11 protein-coding genes are annotated in these 11,468 nt (G+C 71.5%); 4 read left to right on the top strand and 7 right to left on the bottom strand.

What is annotated here, in order from left to right:
- Window positions 1–139: 139 nt before the first annotated feature.
- Window positions 140–1,312, bottom strand: a complete 1,173-nt coding sequence (locus LL648_RS23015; RefSeq protein ID WP_232664754.1) for a glycoside hydrolase family 3 N-terminal domain-containing protein — start codon at window positions 1,310–1,312, stop codon at window positions 140–142.
- 379 nt (window positions 1,313–1,691) lie between these two features.
- Window positions 1,692–2,681, bottom strand: coding sequence for a glutathione S-transferase family protein (locus LL648_RS23010; RefSeq protein ID WP_232664753.1), 990 nt, complete (start codon window positions 2,679–2,681; stop codon window positions 1,692–1,694).
- A 36-nt stretch (window positions 2,682–2,717) separates the two neighbouring features.
- Here LL648_RS23010 and LL648_RS23005 point away from each other — a divergent pair, with 36 nt between their 5' ends.
- Entirely contained in the window at window positions 2,718–3,869 is a 1,152-nt protein-coding gene (locus LL648_RS23005; RefSeq protein ID WP_232664752.1) for an acetyl-CoA hydrolase/transferase C-terminal domain-containing protein, read from the top strand.
- Between the two features lie 133 nt (window positions 3,870–4,002).
- Here the strand turns inward: LL648_RS23005 and LL648_RS23000 are convergent, their stop codons facing one another.
- The 4 genes from LL648_RS23000 to LL648_RS22985 all read right to left on the bottom strand — a co-directional run bounded on the left by LL648_RS23000 (window position 4,003) and on the right by LL648_RS22985 (window position 7,019).
- A complete protein-coding gene (locus tag LL648_RS23000; protein ID WP_232664751.1) occupies window positions 4,003–4,464 on the bottom strand; it encodes a GtrA family protein in 462 nt (153 codons plus the stop codon).
- Window positions 4,465–4,613: 149 nt separating this feature from the next.
- Window positions 4,614–5,156 carry a protocatechuate 3,4-dioxygenase subunit alpha gene (pcaG, locus tag LL648_RS22995; protein ID WP_232664750.1) on the bottom strand — a complete coding sequence of 181 codons (543 nt, stop codon included), beginning with the start codon at window positions 5,154–5,156 and terminating at the stop codon, window positions 4,614–4,616.
- Window positions 5,149–5,853, bottom strand: a complete 705-nt coding sequence (pcaH, locus tag LL648_RS22990; protein ID WP_232664749.1) for a protocatechuate 3,4-dioxygenase subunit beta — start codon at window positions 5,851–5,853, stop codon at window positions 5,149–5,151. The genes pcaG and pcaH overlap by 8 nt, the downstream gene beginning before the upstream one ends.
- Window positions 5,850–7,019, bottom strand: a complete 1,170-nt coding sequence (locus tag LL648_RS22985; protein ID WP_232664748.1) for a 4-hydroxybenzoate 3-monooxygenase — start codon at window positions 7,017–7,019, stop codon at window positions 5,850–5,852. Before LL648_RS22985 ends, pcaH begins: the two co-directional genes overlap by 4 nt.
- Window positions 7,020–7,088: 69 nt before the next feature.
- Between LL648_RS22985 and LL648_RS22980 the strand changes: the two genes are divergently transcribed.
- The gene (locus LL648_RS22980) at window positions 7,089–7,826 is read left to right on the top strand and encodes an IclR family transcriptional regulator (protein WP_232664747.1); all 738 of its coding nucleotides are present in this window, start codon (window positions 7,089–7,091) and stop codon (window positions 7,824–7,826) included.
- A gap of 24 nt (window positions 7,827–7,850) precedes the next feature.
- Here LL648_RS22980 and LL648_RS22975 read toward each other — a convergent pair whose 3' ends face one another.
- Complete coding sequence (locus LL648_RS22975) at window positions 7,851–8,933, bottom strand: DUF1152 domain-containing protein (RefSeq protein WP_232664746.1); 1,083 nt, start codon at window positions 8,931–8,933, stop codon at window positions 7,851–7,853.
- 292 nt (window positions 8,934–9,225) lie between these two features.
- Here LL648_RS22975 and LL648_RS22970 point away from each other — a divergent pair, with 292 nt between their 5' ends.
- Entirely contained in the window at window positions 9,226–10,425 is a 1,200-nt protein-coding gene (locus LL648_RS22970; RefSeq protein ID WP_232664745.1) for a cytochrome P450, read from the top strand.
- A gap of 41 nt (window positions 10,426–10,466) precedes the next feature.
- On the top strand, window positions 10,467–11,465 hold the full coding sequence (locus LL648_RS22965) for an acetamidase/formamidase family protein (protein WP_232664744.1): 999 nt from the start codon (window positions 10,467–10,469) through the stop codon (window positions 11,463–11,465).
- Window positions 11,466–11,468 lie beyond the last annotated feature (3 nt).

Raw genomic sequence — 11,468 nt, 5'->3', positions numbered from 1 at the left:
CCACCGTTTTGGGTGGATGCGCGCCGAAAACGCGCGCAAGTGCCCAAAACGGTGGGGAGATCCGGCTGAGTTGCCCACCGTTTTGCCAACCTGCACGGGGTTCTACGTGTGCAGGTTGGCAAAACGGTGGGGAAGTTCGTCAGCGACGGGCGCAGGTGCCCTTGGCCGCGAGGATCCGCTCGACGGCCTTGTCGTTGGCCGCTGGGTCGATCTTGCCGGCGGCCAGCGCCTCGTCGATCTGTTCGAGCACCGGGGTCACGCGGCCGCCCGCCGACCACAGCGCCATGTCCGCGCCCGCGACGAGTGCCTGCTGCACCGCCTCCGGCACCGAGAACGCCGAGGTGATGGCCTTCATCGCGCCGAGATCGTCGGTCATGACGAGCCCGTCGAAGCCGTAGTCGCGACGCAGCAGCTCGTAGACGGGCGGGCTGAGCGAGCTGGGCAGGTCGGTCGTGAGGCCGGGGACGTCGAGGTGCCCGACCATCACTCCTGTGGCCGGGCTCCCGCTGCCCGGCGCGAGCGCGCCGCCCGGGCCGAGCAGCGTGGTGTACGGCTTCAGGTCGTCGCCGCGCAGCTCGTCCAGCGGCGGGGTGCTGACCCGGCCCTTGTGCGAGTCGCCGGTGGCGCGGCCGTGGCCGGGGAAGTGCTTGAGCACGGTCGCGATGCCGGCTTCGCGCAGCCCGAGCGCGAACGCGCCGGCGTACTCGGCGACCCGGTCCGGGTCGGTGCCGAACGAGCGGTCGCCGATCACGGAGTTCGCGGGCTGCTCGCCGACGTCGACGGTCGGGGCGAGGTTCATCGTGATCCCGCGCGCCGCGAGCGCGAGCCCGCGCTCCTTGCCCTTCTCCCGCACCTGCTCGGGGGTGAGCGTCGCCGCCATGGAGCGTGCGCTGGGCAGGTTCCCGTCGAGCGTGTCGATGCGCTGCACGCGCCCGCCCTCGTCGTCGACGGCGATCGCGAGCGGCACCCGCGACATCGCCTGCACACCACGCAGCGCCTGGTTCTGCAGCAGCTGCGTGGCGTTGCCGCCGATGAAGATCCCGCCGACCTGCGTGCTGTGCACGGTGTCGGCCGTCGTGGCCGGATCGGCCGCGTCGACGCCCACCATCAGCCGCTGCGCCAGCCTCGCCCGCGGCGTCATCTCGGCGACGACGGCGGCGCAGGCCGGGAGGCGGTCGGAAGGGGGCGCCGGCGGTGGCGCTGCCTGCGCCATCCCGCCCGGCGCGGCGAGCAGGGCGCCTGCGGTGAGGCCCGCGAGCAGCTGCCCCGCCGCGGCGCGGCGGGCACGACGTGCCATCGAAGGGGAACGCATCGGGAGCCATCATGCTCCGCTCCCCCGTCCGTGGTGCGCGGCGGGGCGGCGTCGGGCGCATCCGTGTGCGCAGCGCACGCGTTGCCTGGAGAGCCTGCCATGGCCTCCAGGCCGCCACGAGGATGAGAATCCGCGCCTGCACGGAGGCGAACCTGTGCACGAGCAAGCCACGAGGCCAGGCCCGGGACGTAGTGGCCGGCCAGGATGTGTGCGTTGCGCACGCGAGGGCAGGAAAGCCACTTTCCGGCCCCCACAGGGCAGGAAAGTGGCTTTCCTGCCCTCCCCAGCCCCCCGGGTGAGTCGGCCGGCGCCACGCTGCTGAGCCTCGACCGACGCGCCGTGGCGACCTACCGGGCCGCCGGTGTGAAGTACGACTTGCTCAGCCGAGCGCCGGCACCCGCTCCCCCTCGCGCGGCGGGCCGGGCGGGGTGCCGTCGCCGAACGGGCGGCCACCGAGCTCCTCGCGCCCGTGCGGGGTGAGCCAGTTCCGGACGTCCGGCCCGACGGGCACGATGCCGGTCGGGTTGATGGTGTGGTGCACGCCGTAGTAGTGCTGCTTGATCTGCTCGAAGTCGATGGTGTCGCCGAACCCGGCGGTCTGGAACAGGTCGCGCGAGTACGCCCAGAGCACCGGCATCTCGGTGAGCTTCTGCCGGTTGCACTTGAAGTGGCCGTGGTAGGCGGCGTCGAACCGGACCAGCGTGACCCACAGCCGGATGTCGGCTTCCGTGATCGTGTCGCCCACCAGGTAGCGCCGGTCCGCCAACCGTTCCGACAGCTTGTCCAGGCGGGCGAAGAGCGCGTGGTACGCGTTCTCGTACGCCTCCTGCGTGCTCGCGAACCCGCACCGGTAGACGCCGTTGTTGACGTCGCCGTAGATCTCGTCCATCACGCTGTCGATCTCTTCGCGCAGCGCCTCGGGGTAGAGGTCGGGGGCGCCTTCGCGGTGGAACTCCGTCCACTGGGTGCTGAAATCGAGTGTGAGCTGCTGGAACCCGTTGCTCGCGACCTTGCCGCTTGCGACGTCCACCATCGCTGGGACGGTGATGCCGGCATCGAAGTCGGGGTCGGCCTTCCGGTAGGCCTCGCCGAGGTACTCGATGCCGAGCACCGGGTCGACGTTGCCGGGGTCGAGGTGGAACCGCCAGCTGCGCTCGTCGTGCAGCGGGCCCGCGATGGCCAGGGAGATGGCGTCCTCGAGTCCGAGCAGCCGCCTGACGATCACCGCTCGGTTCGCCCACGGACAGGCCCGTGCCACGACGAGCCGGTAGCGACCCGATTCGACGGGCCACGCCGTCGATCCGTCCGATGTGATCCGCTCGTCCAGAGCGACGGCCTCGCGCTCGAATGCGCCCGTGTCAGTCGACATACTTCGAAAGTACTGCGTCGATGCGACCATCACAGGATGGCCGCCATCGACGATCTCGTCCGGCCCGGCATGCGGGTCGCCGTCGCCGACGGCACCGGGACACCGCGTGCGCTGTTCGGCCGGCTCGCCGCGGCGGCAGCGCGGGTCGGTGGCGTCGGGCTGGTCATGGGCTGGACGCCGCACCCCGAACCCGGCCTCGACCACCGCGCGTTCGCCGACGCCCGGACGGTGATGTCCGGCTGGGGTCTGCGGTCGGCCATCGCGGACGGCGCGGTGCGGTCGGTGCCGACCCGGCTCTCGGCCGTCCCCGCGCTGCTCGCCGGCCCGCTGCGGCCCGACCTGCTGGTCGCCGGCCTCGTCCGCGGCGACGACGGGCTGCGGTTCGGTTCCGAGGTCTCGTGGATGCGCGGGCTGGTGGCGGCGGGGGTGCCCGTGGCGGCGGTCGTCTCACGTGGTGCGCCGCATGCCGACGCCGGTCCGCCGCTGCCCGAGGACGGCATCACCGTCCTCGACGAGGTCGACGACCCGCCGCGCGAGGTGCGCATCGAGCTGCCGGGAGAGGTCGAGAAGGCCATCGCGCGGCACGTCGTGGCGCTGGTCCCGGAGGGTGCGCGGGTGCAGGTGGGTCCGGGCCGGATCGGGTCGGCGGTGCTGGGCGCCGTGGAGGTGCCGGTGCGGGTCGACTCGGGGTTGCTCCCGGAGCCGATCGTCGACCTCGATGAGCGCGGCCTGTTGATCGACGCGTTCGGCGCGTACATGGTCGGCACCCGGCGGCTGTACTCGTGGGCGCACGATCGGCCGCTGCTGCACCCGCTCGAGATCACGCACGACCCCGCCCGCCTGTGCGCGGCGGATCCTGCGCCGCTGATCGCCTGCAACACGGCCGTCGAGATCGATCTCGCCGGGCAGGTCAACGTCGAGGGCACGGCATCGGCGCTGGTCGGCGGGGTGGGCGGGCACCCCGACTACGCGGAGGCGGGGGTCCGGTGCCCCGACGGCCTCTCGATCGTCGCGCTCGCGTCGCGGCACCGCGGGCGCTCCACGCTCGTGGAGCGGCTCTCCCGGCCGGTGACGACGGCGTCGCACGACGTCGACGTGGTGGTCACCGAACGCGGCCGCGCCGACCTGCGCGGCATGGACCGCGCCGAACGCACGGCCGCGCTGCGCGCGCTGTGGGGCGAGCGCTAGCGCAGGACGGCCGGGGAGTGGCGACCTCGCAGAGCGAGGGCAGGAAAGCCACTTTCCGGCCCTCACAGGGCAGGAAAGTGGCTTTCCTGCCCTCCCCCAACCCCGTGGCTGCGGCGATCCGCCTGATGAGCGACTACAACCCGGCAGGCTCGAGGTCCCGCTCGCCGAACACCCAGTACCGCAGCACCAGGAACCGGGCCAGCCCGCCGGCGACGCTGGCCACCGCGACGGCGAGCGACTCCTGCCACGCCGCCGGCGAGTCGATCACCGCGCCGAGCAGCAGCAGGACAGTCGAGCTGTAGAAGGCGTAGAAGAGGACCGTGCCGCCGTTCTGGACGTGCGCGCGCCAGTGGTGCATCTCCGAGCCGCCGAAGGTGAACCGGCGGTTGACCTCCGTGCTGATGGCCGTGCTGAGCACCAGCGCCAGCAGGTTCGCGGGGATCGGGTCCCACCAGGTGCGCAACACGAGGAAGATCAGCGCGTTGGCCAGCGTCCCGAGGCCGCCGACGACGGCGTAGCGCAGGAGCTGCGCCACGAACCCGTGGTGCGGGTGCCTGATGGCCGAACCGCCCGCGACGGGCGTCAAAGCCACCATTTCCGACCACGTCCTTCCGCGCGTTGCTCGCTGCTTGATCCCGTTATCGCACCGGAAGCATGGCGCGCGCTATGCGTCACCTGTGGCAACGCTGTGAACGTGGGGCGACATCCAACTCGGACAGGTGATCAGCAGCACCTTCAGAAGGTTCAGACGGTGAGGAAGACGGTCTCGTCCGCGCCCTGCAGCCGGATGTCGAAGGTCAGCTCCCCCGGGTCCCCGGCCTGCGCCACGAGCGTCGCCGCCCGCTCGGCCGGCAACGACGACAGCAGCGGGTCGGCCGCGTTGGCCGCCACCTCGTCGGGGAAGTAGATCCTGGTCACCAGCCTGTCGAGGAGGCCGCGGGCGAGCACCGTTACGTCGATGTGCGGTGCCTGCCCGTCGCCGATGGCACCAGGCTTCACCGTGACGATCCGGAACAGCCCCTCGGTGTCGGTCGCGCAGCGGCCGAAGCCGCCGAAGCCGGACCCGCTCGCCCCTCGCGGGTCGTCGGGGTGGTCGAAACGGCCGTCGGGGTCGGCCTGCCAGGTCTCGATCACGCCGTCGGTGACCGGCTCGCCGGCGCCGTCGAGCACCGCACCGGAGATCACGACCGCGCCGGGCGCGTCCTCGTCGACGACGAGGTACCCCTGCGGCCAGGTCAGGCCGATGCTGAGGAACGGGCCGACGGTCTGGGAGGGCGTCTCATTCATGGGGTTCCTCGAAGGGGGTCTGCTCGCGGCCGCGGAGCACGATGTCGAAGCGGAACGCCAGCGCCCAGGCCGGCTGGGTCGCCTCCAGGTCGAACGTGGAGACCATCCGCTGCCGCGCCTTCTCGTCCGGCACGGAGTTGAAGATCGGGTCCTGCGCGAAGAGCGGGTCGTCCGGGAAGTACATCTGTGTCACCAGCCGCTGCGTGAACGCCCTCCCGAACAGCGAGAAGTGGATGTGCGCGGGCCGCCACGCGTTGTGGTGGTTGCCCCACGGGTACGCGCCCGGCTTGATCGTCGTGAACGAGTAGTTGCCGAGCGAGTCGGTGAGCACGCGCCCCCCGCCGGTGAAGTTCGGGTCGAGCGGGGCGGGGGTGTTGTCGCGCGAGTGCGGGTACCGGCCGGCCGCGTTGGCCTGCCACACCTCGACGAGCGTGTCGGGCACCGGGCGACCGTCGTCGTCGAGCACGCGCCCGGCCACGACGATCCGCTGACCGATCGGCTCGCCGGCGTGCTGGGTGGTGAGGTCGTGGTCGGACGGCCCGATGTCGCCGGTCAGCAGCGGGCCGGTGACCTCGGTGAGCCGCTGCCGCAGCACGATCGGCGCCTGCGACGGCGCCCGCAGCCGGGTGCTCTTGTAGCCCTCGAAGTCCAGCGGCGGGTGTGTGCCCTCAGGGGCGGGGCGGTATCCACGGATCACAGTTCTGCTCCATGTGGGAGTCCGACGTAGTTCTCGGCGAGGCTGGTGGCGGCCGCGCGGGACGAGACGGTGTAGCGCAGCTGCGAGAGCTGCAGCCTGCGGGTGAATGGGTCGCCGTCGGGCTGGTTGTGCAACATCGACGTCATCCACCACGAGAAGTGCTCCGCCCTCCACACCCGCCGCAGGCAGGTTTCGGAGTAGGCGTCGATGCCCGCCTCGTCGCCGTGCTGCAGGAACGCGGTGAACGCCTCGGCGAGCACGCCGACGTCGGCGATGGCGAGGTTCATGCCTTTCGCGCCGGTCGGCGGCACGATGTGCGCGGCGTCGCCAGCGAGGAAGAGCCGGCCGCGGCGCATCGGCTCCGCGACGAAGCTGCGCATGCCCGTCACGCCCTTCTCGAGCACCGGGCCCTCGTTGAGGGTGAACCCGTCGGCGCCGAGCCGGGTGCCCAGCTCGTCCCAGATCCGGGCGTCCGACCAGGTCTCGGCATCGGTTTCGGGTGGGACCTGCAGGTAGAGACGGGTGATCTCGGGGCTGCGCATCGAGTAGAGCGCGAACCCGTTGGCGTGGTTGGCGTAGACGAGCTCATGGTGCGTCGGCGCCGCTTTGGCGAGGATCCCGAGCCAGGCGAACGGGTACTCGCGGTCGAACACGTCCGGGCCGACGTTGCCGCGGCTGATGCCGTGGAAGCCGTCGCAGCCCGCTACGACGTCGCAGGCCAGCTCGACCCGCGTGCCGTCGGCGCCGGTGAAGCCGACCACCGGGGCGTCGTCGATGCGCTCGATGCTGACGTCGGAGACCTCGAACCGCAGGTCGCCGCCGGCGGCGAGGCGGGCGGCGATGATGTCCTTCACGACCTCCTGCTGCCCGTAAACGGTGATGCCGTTGCCGACGAGGTCGGCGAAGTCGATGCGGTGGTCGCCGCCGTCGAAGCGCAGGGTGATGCCTTCGTGCGCCATCCCTTCGCGGTCGAGCCGCTCGGCGAGCCCCACCTCGCGGAGCAGCTCCACGGTCGGGTGTTCGAGCACCCCGGCCCGCACCCGCTGCTCGACGTAATCGCGGCTGCGGGTCTCGATCACGACGGAATCGACGCCGCGACGGGCCAGCAGGTGCGAAAGCAGGAGTCCGGCAGGGCCGGCGCCCACGATGGCGACCTGTGTGCGCATGCGAACCAGCCTGACCGACCCGACCGGTCGAGCTCGACGTGGCTTCCGGTGAACGGAAGACTGCCTGGTATGGGCGTATCGGTGACGGCGCGGGTGCTCGCCGTGCTGGAAGCGTTCACCGCCGACCGCCCCGAGCTCACGCTCACCGAGATCAGCCGGCGGGCCGGGCTACCGCTCACGACGGCGCACCGGATCGTCGGCGAGCTCACCGGCTGGGGCGCGCTCGAACGCGCCGACACCGGCGGCTACCGCATCGGCCTGCGCCTCTGGGAAGTGGGCGCGCTCGCCCCGCGGGGGCTCGGGCTGCGCGAATCCGCGATGCCGTTCCTCGAAGACCTCTACGAGGTGACCAAGCAGAACGTCCAGCTCGCCGTGCTCGACGGCACCGAGGTCGTCTACGTCGAACGCATCTCCGGGCGAGGCGCCGTCAACGTCATCACCCGGGTGGGCGGCCGGCTGCCCCTGCACGCCACCGGCGTCGGCCTGGTGCTGCTCGCACACGCCGACCCCGAGCTGCAGGAACGGGTGCTCAGCGGCCCGCTGCGCCGCTACACGTCCAAGACGATGTGCCGCCCCGACGAGGTGCGCTGGGCCCTCGCCGAGGTCCGACGCACCGGCGTGGCCGTCAGCGACGGACAGATCGAGCTCATCGCGCTGTCCATCGCGGCGCCGGTGCGCGGCTCACGCGGGGAGGTCGTCGCGGCATTGTCGGTGGTCGTGCCGGCGGAGACATCGGATGCGCGGGCGTACGTGCCGGTGGTGCGGGCCGCGGCACGGGGGATCTCGCGGGTGCTGGGGGCGCCGTGAGGTGGGCCGCGACAGATGTCTGGTTCAGACGCGGTACAGGGACGGCTCGAATCGATCCGGTCTCTGCGCCGACAGCAGGCTGGACAGCCGGGCGTAGGCGTCGAGGCTGCTGGCCCCGATCAACTCGGCGAGACGGCGCGCGCTGATGAAGTCGGCACCACGCTTGCGCGCAGCGCTTGCGTGTGCGTCGACCGCTGCGAGGTCGGCCGCCGAGGGCTGATGAGCCGTTCGATCCCGCATCTGATTCGCCTTCGTCGACTCGTAGCGGATCTCCGAGACGCCGGTGACGTCCCGGATGACGGCTTCGGCCTCCGACAGCGACGTCGTACGACCGAGCAGAGTTGCGGGTGTCACGGCGGCAGCGCGAACCGCATCGACGGCGAACACCTCCGCAGTCCGGCCCGTCAGTTCCACGTGATCTCCGGCGTCCCGCACCTCGACACGTCCCCGTCGCCCGTCCGCGGCAGCCGCGAGCATGCCGGACGCCTCCGACGGGTGCCAGCCGAACACATGACGGATCAACGCGACGCCCTCACCGTCGATCGGCGCGAGGCGATGGGCGGCGAGCCCTTCGAGGCGCTGCAGCACGATCTCCGCCGGTATCTCCCCGTCCAGGCCTGCGCCCGTGACGACGAGTCGCGCCGGACGCCCCACCAGCACGCATGCCGCAAGCGCGAGCTGGTCGGCCAACGGGCTGCGCAGCCCTGGATCCGCGCCATCGGTGAGGGCGTCGCCGCCGACGTCGACAAGAACGATGTCATCCGCCGCGAAGTACGCCGCTGCTGCGTCGATCTGGGTCGCCATTCCGACCGCTCCGCCGGAGGGGTCGAGCAGCACCAACCGGGCGGGCAGCTCGGCCGCAAGGCGCGGAAGGGACGAACCGGCGGGCGGTCGCGTCGTCGTCGCGGGAGCAACCTCGTTCACGTGGGGTGCCAGTTGGTGCAACCCGTCGAAGTCGTTCGCCGTTCTCGGACCGGGAAGCGGATCGATCATCAATCGGTCCCACGAGTACGTCAGCACGACAGGCTCGTCGAGGAGGCCACAGCGAAGAGCAACCGCCGTGATGGCGTCACCGCCGCCGCCGGCGGCAACAACAAGGTTTCGCACTCGACGAACCCTACGGTCGGTCTATCGTCCAGTGGCATAGGACAAGAGGCGGTCGAGGTGCCTGCGCACCGCACACGTTGCCAGGAAAGCCACTCTCCTGGCACGGCCCCGCGGGGCCACGCCGGGATGCGTGCGTTCCGCACACGAGGGCAGGAAAGCCACTTTCCTGCCCTGTGAGGGCCGGAAAGTGGCTTTGCTGCCCTCCCTCTTCCGCGCACCCACGCGGCAGCTGCGCTTCCGTTCTCCGGAAGCGGCAGCGACTCCGACCCCCTCCGTTTTGCATCCTTGCCCCATGACGGCAACGGCGCCGGTGGCGGTGAGCGATCTCGACCCGTTCTCGACGGATTTCCTGCACAACCCCTACCCCGCTCACGCAGCGCTGCGTGACGCGGGCGCGGTGGTGCGGTTGGAGCGGTACGGGATCTGGGCGACGGCGCGGCACGCGGAGGTGCGGGCGGCGCTGCACGATCCGGAGGCGTTCTGCTCGTCGGCGGGGGTCGGGATGGCCGACTTCCGGAAGGAAGCTCCGTGGCGGCCGCCGTCCCTGCTGCTGGAGGCCGACCCGCCTGAGCACACCCGGGCCCGGCGGGTGGTGGCAGGCGTGCTGTCGGCCGCGGCGATGCGGCGCCTCGCCGACACGTTCGAGGCCGCCGCCGACGAGATGGTGGCCGGGCTCGCCGACGGCCGGACGTTCGATGCCATGCCGGAGCTCGCGGTCCGCTACCCGATGCGGGTGTTCTCCGACGCGGTCGGGCTGCCGAGCGAGGGCAGGGAGAACCTCCTGCACTACGCGCGGATGGTGTTCAACACGTTCGGGCCGCGCAACGAGTTGTTCACCACCGCCATCGCCGAGAACGCCTCGACCCGTGAGTGGATCATGGATCACTGCCGCCAGGAGAAACTCGCACCGGGAGGCATGGGCGCGGAGATCCACACGCGGGCGGCGGCGGAGGGGTTCACCCCCGACGAGGCCGCGATGCTCGTGCGTTCCTTCCTCTCCGCCGGCATCGACACCACGGTCCACGGCCTCGGCAACGCGCTGCTCTGCCTTGCGCAGCACCCCGGCCAGTTCGCGCTGCTGCGCGCCGAGCCGGACCGCGCGCGTGCGGCGTTCGAGGAGGTGCTCCGGTTCGAGGCGCCGGTGCAGACGTTCTTCCGCACGACGACGCGCCCCGTCGAGCTCGGCGGCACGACCATTCCCGCTGGGGAGAAGGTGCTGCTGCTCCTCGCGGCCGCCAACCGCGACCCGCGGCAGTGGGAGTCGCCAGACACGTTCGACATCTCCCGACGCGCCACCGGGCAGGTCGGCTTCGGCTTCGGCATCCACGCCTGCGTCGGCATGGCGATGGCCCGCCTCGAAGGTGAAGCGGTGCTCACGGCCCTGGCGCGGCACGCCGCGGGCATCGAGCACGACGGTCCACCGCGACGGATGCTCAACAACACGCTGCGCGGCCTGGAGTCGCTCCCGCTGCGACTCACGACCCCCTCCTGACGGGGGTTGCGCCGCCCACCGTCCAGCACAACGATCACCGCGTGGACGTCGTCGAGTTCCGCCCCCAGCCGGATCAGTACGCATGGACGTTCGGCGGTGTAGCGCCGACGCATCGGATCAAGCCGGGCACCGCGCTGAAGCTGTGGACCGAGGACGCGTTCTCCGGGCGGCTGCAGCGGCCGACCGACCGCCCCAGCGCGGTGCTGGACATGACCGAGGTGAACCCGCAGACGGGCCCCTTCTACGTCGAGGGTGCCGAGCCGGGCGACACGCTCGCGCTGCACATCGTCGACCTCACGCCGGCCCGCGACTGGGGCGCCTCCACGACGATCCCGTTCTTCGGCGCGCTGACCGGCACCGACCGCACCGCGCTGCTGAACGAGCCGCTCCCCGAGGAGACGTGGATCTACCAGCTGGACCGGGCTGCCAACACGGTCCTGTTCGAGGCCCGGCGGTCGGACGTGCGGATCGAGCTGCCCTGCAACCCGATGCTGGGCACCGTCGGCGTCGCCCCCGCGGGCCGGGAGGTGCGCTCCAGCCTCGTGCCGGACAAGTTCGGCGGCAACATGGACACCCCCGAGATGAAGGCCGGCACCACCTGCTTCCTGGGCGTCAACGTGGAGGGCGCGCTCTTCTCCGTCGGCGACGGCCACTACCGCCAGGGTGAGGGCGAGAGCTGCGGCACCGCCGTCGAGGGCGCCATGGACGTCACGCTCATCGTCGATCTGATCAAGGGTGGCGCGCCGGAATGGCCGCGGCTGGAGCACGACGACCACTACGCCGTGGTCGGTTCGTCCCGGCCGCTGGAAGACGCGTGGCGGGCCAGTCAGATCGGCATGGTGCGCTGGCTCGGCGATCTCTACGGCCTCGACCAGCTCGACGCCTACCAGCTGCTCACGCAGATCAGCAAAGCGCCGCTGGCGAACGTCGTCGACACGAACTACAGCGCGCTGACGCTCGTCGAGAAGGCATTGCTGCCGGCCGGCGACGCGTTCGGTGGCATGCACCGCCACCTGCGCGAACAAGCTCGCTCACTGTAAGAA

Source organism: Pseudonocardia sp. TRM90224 (assembly GCF_021245725.1).
Classification (GTDB): Bacteria; Actinomycetota; Actinomycetes; order Mycobacteriales; family Pseudonocardiaceae; genus Pseudonocardia.
Note: the sequence above shows the minus strand (reverse complement) of the source record. Positions and strands in the feature narration are given on the sequence as shown.